Below are 14,798 nucleotides of genomic sequence, written 5' to 3'. Positions count from 1 at the left end.
GCTAAATTAGGAAGTTTGAATATATCAGTTAAAATTATTAATGATAAATTATTCTGAATGCCTTATAAATTTAGTTAAAAAAATAATAGTTGCCGATGTAATTTTTAAATAAAGGCAAAAGTAAATATATTTGATGCTTATTTATTACAAATGATTTACTCAGTTATTACAATTGTTGTTGTATTGATCGCAGCCTATTTTATCATCACCAGCCAACAGGTTTTTGGTGCAGAACCAAAAGGTAAAAGGCTTGAAAGGATGAAACAATCAAAATTATATAAGAACAGTCAGTTTCAGAATACAAGTTATACGCCGTCGATTACCGAAGGATATGGAGTCACTAAAGTAATGTACGATTTCTTTTTTGCCAAAAAAGATCCTTTGCTGAAGCCTCTGAAAAGCATTCCTGCCATTCATACCGACTTAAAAAACATTTCAAAAGAGGAGGATGTGTTCATTTGGCTGGGGCATTCTTCCTATTATATTCAGACAGACGGAGTTTCTTTCCTTATAGATCCTGTGCTGAGTCTGTATGGTTCGCCTTTTAAATATTTCAATAAAGCTTTTAAAGGAGCAGATATTTTTAAACCTGAAGATATTCCCAATATCGATTATCTTATTATCACTCATGATCATTACGATCATCTGGATTATCCAACTGCAAAAGCAATAAAAGACAGGGTAGGAATGGTAATTTTGCCTTTAGGAGTCGGTGCCCACTTTGAAAGATGGGGATATGCCGAAAACCAGCTTATTGAGGAAGAATGGGGTGGCGAAGCATTTTTAAAGAATAATTTGAAGATTACATTCACTCCTGCAAGACATTTTTCCGGAAGAAAAGTGAAACGTAACGTAACGCTTTGGACTTCTTATGTACTGGAAACACCCACTAAGAAAATGTTTTTAGGGGGCGACAGTGGCTATGATTCCCACTTTAAAATGATTGGTGAAAAATACGGACCTTTTGATTATGCCGTAATTGAAAACGGACAGTATAATGAAGCCTGGAAGTATATCCATGCATTACCGGAAGATGTGATTCAGGCTTGTATTGATATCAAAGCCAAGAATATTATCCCTGTTCACTCTTCAAAATTTGCACTGGCGCTTCATCCGTGGAATGAGCCCTTGAAAAAAGTGGCAGGCCTGGGTAAAGAAAAAGGCCTGCATGTGCTTACCCCGCTCATCGGTGAAACGGTTGACCTGAATAGAACGGACAACCATTTCAAAGTGTGGTGGGAGGATTAAGTTAGGCGTGCCAGATATCTTTATATCTCGCCGGGTGGTTCTCAAACTGTTGTCTTACAAAATCACATTCAGGATCTACAAGCAGATCTTTTTCTTCAGCGTAATTAACCAATTCGTCCAGAAGCATTTTAGCGTAGCCTTTACCCTCGCGCTCTTCGTCTAATTTGGTATAATAGACGATCAATAATCTTCCATCAATTTTTATGGACATATAACCTGCTTTTTTATCATCAATTAAAAGTTGCAGTTCGTCCTGGTATGGAGATATTTCAATTTTTAAATTTTCCATAAGTATTGAGATTTGATTGATTTAAAATGACAATGAAAACCCTTTTATGAATTCATTTTCTTAAAATTACAAATTAAAAATGATAATGTAATACATTTTAAATATTTTTAATAAAGATTTTATTTTTGATATTAATCACTTATCATAATCATTATTTTTATTGAAATATTTTTAAAAATTTCCTTTGTTTTTCAGCTCTTGTGATTTTTTTAACAAAAATTATGAATGTGTGTTGGGGATTTGGCATTTTAATTGAAATCTTACCAGCAGATTAAATTTAAAATAAAATGAAAAAATTATTCATAACAGCATTATTAGTTGGAACATTCAGTTTGAGCTATGCGCAGTCAGAGTATTATAATGATTATAGAAGAAGTATTTCAGATGTCAATTGGCAGACGGTTGCTGCAGACTTACTTCTTTCAACAGTACAAACCAAGCAATTGTATAGTCTTAACGACAGGTACAACGACTATAATTCATGGAATAAAGTGTATGTAAGCAATCCGGACAGATGGAGGGATGACCGATATTCTGAAATCGAAAGGATTATGGGGCGGGATAAATACACAAAGTTCAAAACAAAATACTATAAAGGACAAAACCCTATTGCCGTATACAACAGAAATAAAAATAATGATAAGAGATATAAGCATATGGAAAAAAAGGCTAAATCTCATAAGTATGATCATGACAATGGTAATGATCACGACAATGGTAATGGGCACAGACATTAATCACTATTCACTCTACATTCAATTATTTATTAGTGGCCGGTCGAAAGATCGGTCATTTTTTATAGTATCAAATTATTGGAATTTTTTAATAAAGTTTTGTTTGAATTTTATAATTTTGATCTATGGAATCTACAGAATCTTTACAGCAGTTTTATACAAGGACTCAGGTCCCTGTTTCTACTACCGGTCTTGCTAATGCCAATGCGGGATTAGGACATTTTAATGTTTTTTCCAGAGATGATTGTGCGTTGGTTACGCCTTACAGCAGACGGGATTACTATAAGATTTCTTTAATCATAGGTAAAGGAAAACTTCATTATGCAGATAAATGGATATACGTAGACCGGCCAGCATTGCTGTTTTCCAATCCTGTAATTCCCTATTCGTGGGAGGGAGAAGATGAAGACCAAACCGGCTGGTTTTGCCTCTTTACCGATCAGTTTCTGCAGAATGGTAACCGTTTGGGGCATATTCAGGACTCTCAGCTGTTTAAAATAGGAGGAACCCCGATCTTTTTTGTTGATGAACTCCAGCAACAATCTGTTTCAGAAATTTTCATTAAAATGATGGCTGAAATTCAGTCTGATTATATGCATAAATACGATATGCTTCGTGCCTATCTTCATCTTTTGATCCATGAAACGATGAAAATGAATCCTGCAGAAAGTTTCGAACCTTATCAGAATGCTTCCCAGAAAGTAGCCTCTTTGTTTATGGAATTGCTTGAAAGACAGTTTCCTATTGACAGCCCCGAAGCTTTTCTGAAATTAAAGACACCCAACGATTACGCCGAAAGCCTTTCAGTTCACGTAAATTCTCTAAACCGTTCTGTAAAAGAAATTACCGGCAAAACCACTACCCAGCAGATTACCTCAAGAATTATACAGGAAGCGAATGCTTTGCTGATACACACGGATTGGAATATCTCTGAAATCGCTTATGGATTAGGATTTGAAGAACCTGCCTATTTTACCAATTATTTTAAAAAGCAAACCGGATCTACGCCAAATGCATTAAGAGCTAACCTTGTTTGAATTTTATAATTCTTAGTTTGAATTCTATATCAACAATAGAAAACTCTTGTCCTAATTTTGTCCTATAAATTTAAAATCACAGACTATCATGAAATTTAAAAAATTAGGAAACACAGGAGAGCAGTTATCAGCTATTGGATTGGGGTGTATGGGAATGAGCTTTGCTTATGGCCCTGCAGATGAACAGGAAAACATCAATACATTACACAAAGCCCTTGATCTGGGAGTCAATTTTTGGGATACAGCAGATATGTATGCCAATGGAGAAAATGAAAAACTGATTTCTAAAGTCTTGGTACCTAACCGTGACAAGATTTTCATTGCAACCAAATTTGGATTTAGATTCAAGGATGGTAAAGCAAGTCACAGTTCTGCTCCGGGAACTTATTTTGACGGCTCACCGGAATGGATCAAGCAGGCTGTGGATCTTAGTCTTCAAAGATTAAAGATCGACACCATAGATCTTTATTATGCGCATAGAGTAGACCCGAATATTCCTGTTGAGGAAACGGTAGGAGCAATGGCGGAGTTGGTAAAAGCAGGGAAAGTTAAATATCTTGGTTTATCAGAAGCATCGCCTGAATCCATCAGAAAAGCTAATGCAATTCATCCTATTGCCGCTTTACAGTCCGAATATTCTATCCTTACTAAAGATGTTGAAAAAGAGATTTTGCCGACGATCAGAGAGCTTGGAATTACATTGGTACCTTATTCACCGTTAGCAAGAGGACTTTTTGCTAATATCAATGAAGCTGAGAAATTTGGTGATGATGATTTCAGAAAATCGCTGCCGCGCTATCAGAATGAAAGTTTGGAAAACAACAGAAATCTGGCTAAGGAATTTAATGATTTTGCAGCTTCTAAAGGAGTAAAAGGAACACAGCTGGCCCTTGCCTGGGTACTGAATCAAGGAGATGATATTATTCCGATTCCGGGAACAAAACGCATTAAGTATTTAGAAGAAAATATTGCAGCAGTGAATATTGATCTTTCTCAGGACGATTTGCAAACCATTGATGCCATTCTGAAAAAATATCCCAATATTGGAGAAAGATACAGCGAAGGCTCAATGAAGTTGGTTAATAACTAAAAAACAGTAAAATTTAGATTCCCGATAATTGATATTGGGAATCTGGATTTTATACTGATATTATATTTGAAATAGCCTTTTTTATACATCCTTAGATTTCCAACAAAAAAATACATGTTGTAAATGTGGAATCCGCTTATTGTAATGATCATAAAAATAAAAAACACATACATTTATGAATAGAAGAGAACTTTTAAAAACGGGATTGCTCGCAGGGGCATTCAGTATCATTCCATTTTCAAATACTTTCGCTGAAACTAAAGAACTTTCATCTTCTTCCGAAGATGATCTTTCAGGATATAAAAAGGTTCAATTAGGCGACTTAGAGTTGTTTATCCTTACTGATGGTTATATCCATGAGAAAAATTTAAAATCTTTTGCTCCGAGAGGAAATCTTTCTGAACTGAAGGCACTTCTCAAAGATAACTTCCGTTCCGAGGATTATATTGACATGGCAATGAATGTACTTCTTGTCAAAACAAAAAACCGCCTGATTCTGATGGATACGGGAATGGGGATTTTCGCTGATGAAAGAACCGGATTTGTACTGAAAAGTTTGAAGAAAGTAGGCTTTTCTCCGGCAGAAATTACAGACGTATTTATTTCCCATGCGCATCCGGATCATATTGGCGGAGTCGTAGATAAGCAGGATAAACTGGTTTTTCCCAATGCCAATCTCTTTATTTCAAAAATTGAATATGATTTTTGGATGCAGGCAACGGCTAAAGATTTTAAAAATAGCGAACTGAGTAAATATCCGGAAGTGATCAAGCAGATTGTCCCTTCCATTCAGAAGGTATTAAAACTCATAAAGCCGAAACTAAAGTTTTATGAGCTGGATAAAGCGCTGTATGAAAATTTCAGTTTTCAGTTAGCGCCGGGCCATACGCCGGGATTAACAACGGTTGCTATTACATCCGGAACTGAAAAGCTGTTGTATATCGCAGATTTGATACATTCTGATGTGATCTTATTTCCGCATCCGGAATGGGGCTATTATGGAGATACCGATTTGGATATTGCCATAGCTTCCCGTAAGAAACTGCTTAAGCAATTAGCAGAGACAAAAACAAGGGCTTTATCATACCATTTGCCATGGCCGGGACTCGGTTTTACAAGAACTAAGAATAATGAGTATGAATGGGTCGCAGAAAGTTTCATGAATTAATCAGAATAAACCATTACGGAATCCATCAAGAATATTCAATAGAAACGGACTTTAGTCCGTTCTGCTTTTATAAATTCCAATGGCTTTAGCCAAATCTACAGTAAAAACAAAAAAGCACCTGAAAAGGTGCTTTTTTTATATGTGAAAGTTGACAATTAGATTCCGTCAACAATTTCATTTAAAACAGTACTTGGTCTCATTGCTTCATACGTTTTGTATGTATCAGTTTTGTAGTAACCGTCAATATTTTGAGGCTTACCTTGAGCACCAATTAATTCAGAATTAATAACTTCTTCATTTTCCTGCATTGCTTCTGCAACGGGAGCAAATTGAGCTGCTAATTCAGCATCAGCAGTTTGGTTTGCCAGTGCTTCAGCCCAGTACATTGCTAAATAGAAGTGAGAACCTCTGTTGTCGATTTGTCCAACTTTTCTTGCCGGAGATTTATCTGTAGCCAAGAATTTAGCGTTTGCCTCGTCTAATGCATCTGCTAACACCTGAGCTTTTGTATTCCCCTGAGTTTGTGCCAAATGCTCTAAAGATGCCTGTAATGCTAGGAATTCTCCTAATGAATCCCATCTTAAGTATCCTTCTTCAAGGAATTGCTCAACATGTTTTGGAGCAGAACCACCGGCTCCGGTTTCGAATAAACCACCTCCGTTCATCAATGGAACGATAGAAAGCATTTTTGCAGAAGTTCCAAGCTCTAAGATTGGGAAAAGGTCGGTTAAATAATCTCTCAATACATTTCCTGAAACAGAAATAGTATCTTTTCCTTCTCTTGCTCTTTTTAAAGTTTCAGTCATTGCATCTTTTACATCAAGAATTTTGATGTCTAATCCTGCAGTATCATAATCTTTGAGATATTTTTCAACTTTTTTGATGATCTCTCTGTCGTGAGCTCTTCCTTTGTCTAACCAGAAAATAGCCGGAGTATCAGATAATCTTGATCTGTTCACTGCTAATTTTACCCAGTCCTGAATAGGAGCATCTTTAGTCTGACACATTCTGAAGATATCACTTTTTTCTACTTTTTGAGAAAGAAGAACGTTTCCGGTTTCATCCTGAACTTCAATCGTTCCATCTGCAGCAGCCTGGAATGTTTTATCGTGAGATCCGTATTCTTCAGCTTTTTGAGCCATTAAACCAACGTTAGGAACAGATCCCATAGTCGTAGGGTCCAGTTTACCGTGAGCTTTCATATCATCGATTACAGACTGATAGAAACCTGCATAAGAACGGTCCGGGATAATACAAACCGTATCTTCCTCTTTCCCTTCTTTGTTCCACATTTTACCTCCACCTCTTACTAAGGCAGCCATAGATGCATCAACAATGATATCAGAAGGAACATGGAAATTGGTAATTCCTTTGTCAGAATTTACCATAGCTACTCTCGGTCCGTTTGCTAAAGCTGTTTCAATATCTGCTTTAATGTCAGCTTCCTGAGCATTTCCTTTGATTTTATCAAAAAGATCGGCAAGACCGTTGTTAGGATTAACATCTAAAGACTTAAATGTTTCAGCATATTTAGTAAATACATCTTTAAAGAACGTTTCTACGATAGCTCCGAAAATAATAGGATCAGAGATCTTCATCATCGTCGCTTTTAAGTGTGCAGAAAGAAGTACATTTTTGCTTTTAGCTTCTTCGATAGCTTCTTGTACGAAAGTTCTTAAAGCATTCAGGTTCATTACAGAAGAGTCAATAACTTCTCCAGCCTGAAGACCTGCGAAATCTTTTAATAAAGTTTCAGCACCGTCGTTTCCTTTAAAAACAATTTTATATTTCGTAGCGTTCTCAAGAGTTGTGGAAGTTTCAGTACCATAGAAATCTCCGTTATTCATGTGGGCAACATCTGTTTTGCTGTCAGAAGCCCAGTCACCCATTCTGTGTGGATTTGCTTTTGCGTAGTTTTTAACTGCTTTTGGAGCACGTCTGTCAGAATTTCCTTCTCTTAACACAGGATTTACAGCGCTTCCTAATACTTTAGCATATTTAGCTTTAATCGCTTTCTCTTCGTCATTCTTAGGCTCAGCAGGATAATTTGGAACGGCGAAACCTTTAGACTGTAATTCAGCGATAGCTGCATCCAATTGAGGAGCAGAAGCTGAAATATTGGGTAATTTAATAATGTTGGCGTCGGGTTGTGTAGCAAGCTGGCCCAATTGAGCTAATGCATCATCGATTTTTTGATCATCTTTTAAGAATTCAGGAAAGTTGGCTAGAATTCTTCCTGCCAAAGAAATATCCGGAACTGCGATCTCAATATTTGCTGATTTTGTAAATGCCTTTACGATAGGTAAAAATGAGTGTGTTGCCAGCATTGGCGCTTCATCCGTAAGTGTGTAATAAATTTTTGATTTGTCTGACATTATACTGTTATTTATTATTTGATTTTTAAAGTCTCACAAATTTACTAAATATGATTGTTTTATAAAGGTATTTCTATAAAAAAAAGAGGTATAGGCCTCTTTAAATTTATATATGTGTGATTGTATACGCTCCTGTACCGTCAAAATTTATAGTGAATTCAATTTTATGATTTTTCGGAGTGCTCGTAAGGTTGGGAAAGTAATACTTAAACCATTTATATTAAAAAGTCCGTCATTCAGGTTTTCCCATATAATTTCCTCAGATTACCGTATGATGGTAGGAAGCAGATGTTTTATTTTCACTTTAAGAATTATTTAACCTTTACTTCAATAGAAAAAATATCTAATTTGAGTAAATTTGAAAAACTTAAAAAGATATATTATGTCAAATATTACATTAAAAGGAAACGAAGTACATACAATAGGAACATTACCATCTGTAGGAACAACGATTAACGATTTTGCACTGGTAGATTCGGGATTGAATGTAAAAACGCTTTCAAATTTTGATGGAAAGAAAAAAGTATTCAATATTTTCCCAAGTATTGATACTCCAACATGTGCGGCTTCTACAAGAAAATTCAATGAAGAAGCTTCTAAACTAGATAATGCTGTAGTAATCAACGTTTCTAAAGATTTACCATTTGCATTAGGCAGATTTTGTGCAGCAGAAGGACTGAATAATGTAGAAACTCTTTCAGATTTCAGAAGCAGCTTCGGAGATGATTATCAGGTAACGATTACCGATTCTCCATTACAGGGATTATTGAGCCGTGCAGTAATTGTAACGGATGCAGATAACAAAGTGGTATACACAGAGCAGGTTTCTGAAATTGCAGATGAACCTAATTACAGTGCAGCTATTGAAGCTTTGAAATAAATAAACCATACAATTTCATAAAGCCCTGTGGAAGTTTCATTTTGCAGGGCTTTTTCAGCAGTAAGAATTTCTAAATTTTTCTAAATGGTAAAAAGAATTGTAGCCAATATACAGACAGATGACCTGTCAAAAGCTGACGAATTTTATCACCAGATACTTGGACTTGAACTCCTGATGGATCACGGATGGATCAGGACATTTGGAAATGATGAAACGGCAAAGGTTCAGATTAGCTTTGCGGTTCAGGGTGGTAATGACACCGAAGTTCCGGATCTTTCCATTGAGGTTGACGAAGTGGATCAGGTATATGAAAAAATGAAGGCTTCCGGTTTTGAAATAACATACAACATTACCAATGAAGACTGGGGAGTCCGGAGATTCTTTGTCCGTGACCCGTTTGGAAAAACAGTAAATATCCTTTCTCATTAAAAATGTAAAATCCAATGAAAGCTGAACAGATTATCCCGGTACTCAGAATTTTTGATTACCAAAAAACAATTGAATTCTATATCGATTGGTTAGGCTTTGAAATCATATGGGAACACCGTTTCGAAAACCATACTCCCGTTTATATGGAAGTAAAAAAAGACAATGTCATTTTTCATTTAAGTGAACATCACGGGGATTCAACTCCTGGAAGCAGTGTGTTTATCTGGGGTGAAGGAATAGCGGATTATCATCGGGAGTTGATTGATAAAAACTACAAATATAACCGTCCCGGACTTGAAAAAACATTTTATGATGCCATCTCCTTTACCGTACATGACCCTTTCGGAAATAAAGTTATTTTCAATGAAAAATTTGATGCCGTCAAACATCAGGATTTGAAATTGTATTCCCCGGAATAAAAGAATGATATTCTCGTTACTTTAGTATTTCAAACTTCATTGAGTAAGGTCATCAAAACTTTACCGTATTAAAGCTAAATTTACAATCGAAAATGAAACGATCAGGAACAGCAGATTTACCCCTTCACTATGGCAAAGTACCGCCATGGCTGTACGAACGTATGTCTATTCTCGGACTTTCCATGATCGAGGTGATCTTAATGGATTACGGGAAAGATGAGGTTTTAAGACGGTTGGCAGATCCATTTTGGTTTCAGTGTTTCGGTGCTGTGATGGGGATGGACTGGCATTCCTCAGGAATCACAACCTCTGTGATGGGCGCCTTGAAACGCTCTATTAATCCCAATTCACAATCATTGGGAATTTATATCTGTGGCGGAAAGGGCAAATTCTCAAGAGAAACTCCGTCAGAACTGATTCAGATTGCTGATAAAACAGGGTTAAATGGAACAGAACTCGTAAAAGCCAGTAAACTTTCAGCAAAAGTAGATAATACAGCCATTCAGGATGGGTATCAATTATACCTGCATAATTTTATTTTGGCTGATAACGGAAACTGGAGTGTTGTTCAGCAGGGAATGCACGAATCAGATGGTACGGCAAGACGTTATCATTGGCACTCAGGAAATATAAAATCATTCATTGAAGAGCCTCATACAGGAATTAACGGGATTTCCAGAGGGCAAATCCTTAATCTTACCGATGCGCAGGCCTCTGACAACCGTAAAGGTATTCTGGATATTTCTCACACCGATTCTGCAGAAATTATGAATGATTTTTCAAGACTAATACTTCCGGCACATCATGACGTTCGGGCTTCAGATGTTGATCTGAAAAGATTAGGAGCGCTGTTGTATGTTACCCGCGAGCAGCAGCCTCAAAACTTTGAGGATTTATTACTATTGGAAGGAGTAGGACCCAGAACCATGCAGTCGCTGGCGTTGGTAAGTGAGGTGATACACGGAGCACCGTCAAGATTTAATGATCCTGCACGATTTTCTTTTGCCCATGGTGGAAAAGACGGACACCCGTTTCCGGTTCCGACCAATGTATACGATGAAAGTATTCAGATTCTCAGAACAGGAATTGAAAAATCTAAATTGGGAAACTCTGATAAGCTGAAAACTTTAAATAAACTCCATCAGATTGTTGCTGAAACAGAAAAAGATTTCACTCCGGATTTTGATATCCAGCAAGTGATAGAAGAAGAAAGACAAAACTCATGGAAATTTGGAGGGAAAACCGTTTTCGGCAATGCGGTAAAACCAAAAAAACCGAACGACATTCAGTTGTCTTTGTTTTAAATATCATATCACCTGCAAGAATTTACCATGATCATCTGTGTAAATCTGCGAAATCTTTGGTTAATAAAACTAAACCACAAAAGGCACAAAAGTTTTAAAGCACTTTAGTTTTTTAAGTTTAAATGATTGCGCATAATAAGTTCACCTAAGTAAAAAATCTGATTAATTAGCATAATCCGCGAGAGTTTAACATACTCATCTGTGCAAATCTGTGAACTCTGTGGTTATAAAATTAAAAATACTTTATTTTTTAAGTTAAATCTTTCCATTTGAGAATAAGCTCCAAATAAAAAACCTTGCAAATAAAGATTCACAAGGCTTATAAATTATTATTTTAATTCCAGCACAGACCGTGCATGGCTAAAGGTCTCAAAGCTGTACTTCCCATGGTATTTTCCCATTCCGGAAGTTCCAACCCCGCCAAACGGCAGAAAATGTACTCCAACATGAATCAGGGTACTGTTGATCTCAGCATCTCCGCTTGTAGTTCTGTTCAACACATCGGCTGCAAAATTGCTGTCTTCTGAAAACACATACAAAGCCAATGGTTTTGGTCTGGAATTAATTTCATCCAGAACGGTATCAATATCAGTATACGTTAAAAACGGTAAGATAGGACCAAAGATTTCCTGCTGCATAACAGCATCGTCCCAGGTTACATGATCCATGATAGTGGCTTCAAAATGACGGGTTTCAAGATCATAATTTCCTCCATAGACTACTTTATCCTGCGCTGCGGTTAAATAGCCTGCAAGATTTTTAACCTGCTGCTGAGAAACAATTTTACCAATTTTCCCTAACGAAGTATCCGGATACGTTTTATCTAAATGGGCTTTAAGTCTTTGAATAAGCTCATCTTTTATAGATTCATGGACATAAATATAATCCGGGGCTACACAAGTCTGTCCGCAGTTCATCCATTTACCTCTGGCAATTCTTTCAACTGTTTTATTAAGATCTGCATCTTTATGAACAATCGTTGGTGATTTTCCACCCAGCTCAAGCGTTAACGGAATGAGCTTTTCAGCAGCTGCTTTCATAACAATTTTGCCTACATTAGGGCTTCCCGTAAAGAAAATATAATCAAAATCCAGGCTTAGCAGCAATGTGTTTTCTTCAATAGCACCTTGCACTACTGAAACATATTCAGCAACAAAAGCTTCGTTTACGATCTTTTCAATAACGCTGGCTACATGCGGAGTGTTTTCCGATGGTTTAATGATTGCTGTATTCCCAGCCATTAAAGCGCCTACTAAAGGACTGAATGTCAATTGTACCGGATAATTAAAAGGACCTACAATGTATACAACACCATACGGCTGGTGAATAATTCTGCTCAGCATTTCATTTCCGGAAGAATGGGTCACCGTTGGCATTTCAACAGGTTTTGCCCACGCTTCAAGATTTGCAATACAGTAATCTAATTCATCAACTACTAATTTTATCTCAGCGTATTCGGCTTCCTGCCTGCTTTTTCCCAGATCGGTATATAATGCATCACAAATTTCATCCGTATGTTCAGATAAAACCTTTTTAAAACGCTCCAGCTGTTTGATTCTAAAATCAATGGATTGTGTTTGACGGGATGCAAAAAATTTCTTTTGACTTTGAAAAAGATTGGTAATATGTTGTGTCTGTTCAGTATTCATTCTTAGAATTTATTTTTTAAAAGGGACATTATTTTTTCTGCTACCGCTTCTGAAGAGGCTGGATTCTGACCGGTAATCAACAGGCCGTCTTCAACAACGTGTACTCCCCAGTCAGCACCTTTGGTATAATGACCACCCAGTTTTTGTAATTCATCTTCTACCAGAAAAGGAACAACCTCGGTAAGTTGTACTGCTTCTTCTTCGGAATTTGAAAAACCGGTTACATTTTTTCCTTTAACGAAAGGATCTCCATTTTCAAATGTTACATTCTTAAATACCCCTGGAGCATGACAAACGGCTCCTACAGGTTTTCCGCTGTTGTAAAAGTCCAGAATAAGCTTTGCCGAATTTGTATCATTGGCAAGATCCCAAAGCGGCCCATGACCTCCAGGATAGAAAACGGCATCAAAATCAGAAGCTTTCATTTCAGATAATGGATGAGTATGAGCGATGAGATTTTGGGTTTCAAGGTCTTTGTAATACCGTTCGGTGGCTCCTGTCTGTGCCGATTCTGCTTCACTACTCGGGTCTATGGGAGCCTGTCCTCCTTTTGGTGTTGCGATGGTGATGGCATATCCATTATCTTTAAAAGTATAATAAGGAGCCGCAAACTCTTCTACCCAGAAGCCTGTTTTACGTCCGGTGTTTCCCAATTGGTCGTGGGAAGTAATGACGAATAATATATTCATAGTCTTTATTTTAATTGTTTGATTAAAAGTTATATTTTTTTTGACATAAAGGATAAGCAAATACAGTGCACTTCTCTTTGAATGAGTCAATTATTTGATTGAAATGTTTTATGAGTATTATAGAAAGATCAAGTTAAAAATATGTTTAGATATTTATATTAAGTAAAGGCTAAGATCTACCAACTTCAATTTCAATAATAAAAGAGTACAATTATTTTTTATGTATAATAAATGTATAAAATTTGGGAAGTGTACAATGTATGATAAGGTGAAAAACTGCGCTAGCAAAGTTATCATCCCAGGCTGTCTATTCACACCCATGATATTTTATGAATTTATTTATGATTTCTCTCACCAATTCCAATAAAATTGATAATTTTAAAACCTTATAAAATACTCGCCTGATGAATAGTAAAGCCTTAGATATATGTTATGATTTTCCGTTTTTTATGCATGATGAGCTCGATGAAATATTCAAGGCACATGAAAAGGTAACCTTTCAAAAAGGAGAGTATATTCTTGAAGAAGGAAAGAACGCGAACGAATACTACATTTTGGAAAAAGGGCTGGCCAGATCTTTTGTTAATGATTTTAACGGAAACGAAGTAACCACCCATTTTTTTGCAGACAATGAAATTATTATTGAGGTTTTATCACTTTTCCAGAGAATTCCGTCTCAGGAAAATATCGTTTGTATTACCGATTGTGAGTGTTATCGGTTAGACTATGATACTTTTCAGGACTTATTTCATAAAATTCCCAACCTTCGGGAATGGGGAAGATCATGGATGTCCAAAGAACTTTTTACCTATAAGCAGCGATCTGTAGAAATGTTTACCCTTTCTGCTACCAAACGCTATCTCAATCTCTTAGAACAAAAAGCTCAGGTCGTACAGTTTGCCCCTTTAAAACAGATTGCCTCCTACTTGGGCGTTACAGATACTTCTTTAAGCAGAATCCGTAAAGAATTGGTTTCCCATCCAAAGAAAAATTAAATCTTGTCTTATGACAAGTAGATATCCGTAACGACTTGGTAATTTTGGTTAAAAGTTTAACATTAAAAAATTACAAAATGAAAATCAATCAAATCTATGTGAATCTTCCTGTGAAAGACATTCAGAAAACAAAAGAATTTTGGATCAAACTGGGATTTACGATCAACGAACAATTTTCAGATGAAAAAGCAGTTTGTGTAGTGATGAATGACAATATTTATGTCATGTTTTTGACAGAAGAGTATTTCCAGACTTTTTCTGAAAGACCCGTTCCAAAAGGGGATACCACTCAGGTTTTGGTAGCCATCGGGCTCAACAGCCGTGAAGAGGTTGACCAGGTGGTACATTCTGCTGTCGAAAACGGAGCTCATCAACATGAAGAGCCACAGGATTATGGATGGATGTATCAAAATTCTTTTTGGGACATCAACGGACATGGCTGGAATGTGACGTTTGCAGATCTTTCTCAACTTCCTCAAGGATAATCAAATG

The 14,798-nt window shown here is 36.5% G+C and carries 15 protein-coding genes; 11 read left to right on the top strand and 4 right to left on the bottom strand.

The window, feature by feature from the left end; translation table 11 throughout:
* Nucleotides 1-150: 150 nt before the first annotated feature.
* Nucleotides 151-1,248: an MBL fold metallo-hydrolase gene (locus SB679_RS21085; RefSeq protein WP_410704281.1), complete on the top strand. Its 1,098-nt coding sequence runs from the start codon at nucleotides 151-153 to the stop codon at nucleotides 1,246-1,248.
* Nucleotide 1,249: 1 nt separating this feature from the next.
* On the opposite strand, the gene SB679_RS21080 is transcribed toward SB679_RS21085, so the two are convergent.
* Entirely contained in the window at nucleotides 1,250-1,537 is a 288-nt protein-coding gene (locus tag SB679_RS21080) for a GNAT family N-acetyltransferase (RefSeq protein WP_034711741.1), read from the bottom strand.
* Nucleotides 1,538-1,824: 287 nt separating this feature from the next.
* Here SB679_RS21080 and SB679_RS21075 point away from each other — a divergent pair, with 287 nt between their 5' ends.
* The 4 genes from SB679_RS21075 to SB679_RS21060 all read left to right on the top strand — a co-directional run bounded on the left by SB679_RS21075 (nucleotide 1,825) and on the right by SB679_RS21060 (nucleotide 5,566).
* On the top strand, nucleotides 1,825-2,274 hold the full coding sequence (locus tag SB679_RS21075) for a hypothetical protein (RefSeq protein ID WP_410704280.1): 450 nt from the start codon (nucleotides 1,825-1,827) through the stop codon (nucleotides 2,272-2,274).
* Nucleotides 2,275-2,396: 122 nt separating this feature from the next.
* The gene (locus tag SB679_RS21070) at nucleotides 2,397-3,308 is read left to right on the top strand and encodes a helix-turn-helix domain-containing protein (RefSeq protein ID WP_410704279.1); all 912 of its coding nucleotides are present in this window, start codon (nucleotides 2,397-2,399) and stop codon (nucleotides 3,306-3,308) included.
* A gap of 88 nt (nucleotides 3,309-3,396) precedes the next feature.
* Complete coding sequence (locus SB679_RS21065) at nucleotides 3,397-4,398, top strand: aldo/keto reductase (protein WP_410704278.1); 1,002 nt, start codon at nucleotides 3,397-3,399, stop codon at nucleotides 4,396-4,398.
* Nucleotides 4,399-4,573: 175 nt separating this feature from the next.
* Nucleotides 4,574-5,566: an MBL fold metallo-hydrolase gene (locus SB679_RS21060; RefSeq protein ID WP_410704277.1), complete on the top strand. Its 993-nt coding sequence runs from the start codon at nucleotides 4,574-4,576 to the stop codon at nucleotides 5,564-5,566.
* A 155-nt stretch (nucleotides 5,567-5,721) separates the two neighbouring features.
* On the opposite strand, the gene SB679_RS21055 is transcribed toward SB679_RS21060, so the two are convergent.
* The gene (locus SB679_RS21055; protein WP_410704276.1) at nucleotides 5,722-7,941 is read right to left on the bottom strand and encodes an NADP-dependent isocitrate dehydrogenase; all 2,220 of its coding nucleotides are present in this window, start codon (nucleotides 7,939-7,941) and stop codon (nucleotides 5,722-5,724) included.
* Between the two features lie 382 nt (nucleotides 7,942-8,323).
* Here SB679_RS21055 and tpx point away from each other — a divergent pair, with 382 nt between their 5' ends.
* From tpx to SB679_RS21035, 4 genes are all read left to right on the top strand, one after another.
* Nucleotides 8,324-8,821, top strand: coding sequence for a thiol peroxidase (gene tpx, locus SB679_RS21050; protein WP_410704275.1), 498 nt, complete (start codon nucleotides 8,324-8,326; stop codon nucleotides 8,819-8,821).
* Between the two features lie 84 nt (nucleotides 8,822-8,905).
* Nucleotides 8,906-9,250 carry a VOC family protein gene (locus tag SB679_RS21045; RefSeq protein ID WP_410704274.1) on the top strand — a complete coding sequence of 115 codons (345 nt, stop codon included), beginning with the start codon at nucleotides 8,906-8,908 and terminating at the stop codon, nucleotides 9,248-9,250.
* A gap of 14 nt (nucleotides 9,251-9,264) precedes the next feature.
* Nucleotides 9,265-9,669 (top strand): glyoxalase superfamily protein, encoded by a 405-nt coding sequence (locus tag SB679_RS21040; protein ID WP_410704273.1) that lies wholly within the window; start codon nucleotides 9,265-9,267, stop codon nucleotides 9,667-9,669.
* Between the two features lie 92 nt (nucleotides 9,670-9,761).
* On the top strand, nucleotides 9,762-10,973 hold the full coding sequence (locus SB679_RS21035; protein WP_410704272.1) for a DUF763 domain-containing protein: 1,212 nt from the start codon (nucleotides 9,762-9,764) through the stop codon (nucleotides 10,971-10,973).
* A gap of 329 nt (nucleotides 10,974-11,302) precedes the next feature.
* On the opposite strand, the gene mdlD is transcribed toward SB679_RS21035, so the two are convergent.
* Both mdlD and SB679_RS21025 read right to left on the bottom strand, forming a co-directional pair.
* A complete protein-coding gene (gene mdlD / locus SB679_RS21030) occupies nucleotides 11,303-12,622 on the bottom strand; it encodes an NAD(P)-dependent benzaldehyde dehydrogenase MdlD (protein ID WP_410704271.1) in 1,320 nt (439 codons plus the stop codon).
* A 2-nt stretch (nucleotides 12,623-12,624) separates the two neighbouring features.
* Nucleotides 12,625-13,311 carry a type 1 glutamine amidotransferase domain-containing protein gene (locus SB679_RS21025; RefSeq protein ID WP_410704270.1) on the bottom strand — a complete coding sequence of 229 codons (687 nt, stop codon included), beginning with the start codon at nucleotides 13,309-13,311 and terminating at the stop codon, nucleotides 12,625-12,627.
* A gap of 404 nt (nucleotides 13,312-13,715) precedes the next feature.
* Between SB679_RS21025 and SB679_RS21020 the strand changes: the two genes are divergently transcribed.
* A complete protein-coding gene (locus tag SB679_RS21020) occupies nucleotides 13,716-14,306 on the top strand; it encodes a Crp/Fnr family transcriptional regulator (RefSeq protein ID WP_410704269.1) in 591 nt (196 codons plus the stop codon).
* Between the two features lie 77 nt (nucleotides 14,307-14,383).
* Nucleotides 14,384-14,791 (top strand): VOC family protein, encoded by a 408-nt coding sequence (locus tag SB679_RS21015; RefSeq protein ID WP_410704268.1) that lies wholly within the window; start codon nucleotides 14,384-14,386, stop codon nucleotides 14,789-14,791.
* Nucleotides 14,792-14,798 lie beyond the last annotated feature (7 nt).

Origin of the sequence: Chryseobacterium sp. SIMBA_029, from assembly GCF_046535275.1 — a bacterium.
In the GTDB taxonomy this organism is placed as follows: Bacteria; Bacteroidota; Bacteroidia; order Flavobacteriales; family Weeksellaceae; genus Chryseobacterium.
The sequence above is the reverse complement of the archived record's forward strand: the minus strand, read 5'-3'. Positions and strand labels throughout refer to the sequence as shown.

Excerpts from the sequence above, each read along its gene's own strand:
- SB679_RS21085 (WP_410704281.1), top strand. The coding sequence starts at position 151 with ATGATTTACTCAGTTATTACAATTGTTGTTGTATTGATCGCAGCCTAT.
- SB679_RS21080 (WP_034711741.1), bottom strand. The coding sequence starts at position 1,537 with ATGGAAAATTTAAAAATTGAAATATCTCCATACCAGGACGAACTGCAA.
- SB679_RS21075 (WP_410704280.1), top strand. The coding sequence starts at position 1,825 with ATGAAAAAATTATTCATAACAGCATTATTAGTTGGAACATTCAGTTTG.
- SB679_RS21070 (WP_410704279.1), top strand. The coding sequence starts at position 2,397 with ATGGAATCTACAGAATCTTTACAGCAGTTTTATACAAGGACTCAGGTC.
- SB679_RS21065 (WP_410704278.1), top strand. The coding sequence starts at position 3,397 with ATGAAATTTAAAAAATTAGGAAACACAGGAGAGCAGTTATCAGCTATT.
- SB679_RS21060 (WP_410704277.1), top strand. The coding sequence starts at position 4,574 with ATGAATAGAAGAGAACTTTTAAAAACGGGATTGCTCGCAGGGGCATTC.
- SB679_RS21055 (WP_410704276.1), bottom strand. The coding sequence starts at position 7,941 with ATGTCAGACAAATCAAAAATTTATTACACACTTACGGATGAAGCGCCA.
- tpx (WP_410704275.1), top strand. The coding sequence starts at position 8,324 with ATGTCAAATATTACATTAAAAGGAAACGAAGTACATACAATAGGAACA.
- SB679_RS21045 (WP_410704274.1), top strand. The coding sequence starts at position 8,906 with ATGGTAAAAAGAATTGTAGCCAATATACAGACAGATGACCTGTCAAAA.
- SB679_RS21040 (WP_410704273.1), top strand. The coding sequence starts at position 9,265 with ATGAAAGCTGAACAGATTATCCCGGTACTCAGAATTTTTGATTACCAA.
- SB679_RS21035 (WP_410704272.1), top strand. The coding sequence starts at position 9,762 with ATGAAACGATCAGGAACAGCAGATTTACCCCTTCACTATGGCAAAGTA.
- mdlD (WP_410704271.1), bottom strand. The coding sequence starts at position 12,622 with ATGAATACTGAACAGACACAACATATTACCAATCTTTTTCAAAGTCAA.
- SB679_RS21025 (WP_410704270.1), bottom strand. The coding sequence starts at position 13,311 with ATGAATATATTATTCGTCATTACTTCCCACGACCAATTGGGAAACACC.
- SB679_RS21020 (WP_410704269.1), top strand. The coding sequence starts at position 13,716 with ATGAATAGTAAAGCCTTAGATATATGTTATGATTTTCCGTTTTTTATG.
- SB679_RS21015 (WP_410704268.1), top strand. The coding sequence starts at position 14,384 with ATGAAAATCAATCAAATCTATGTGAATCTTCCTGTGAAAGACATTCAG.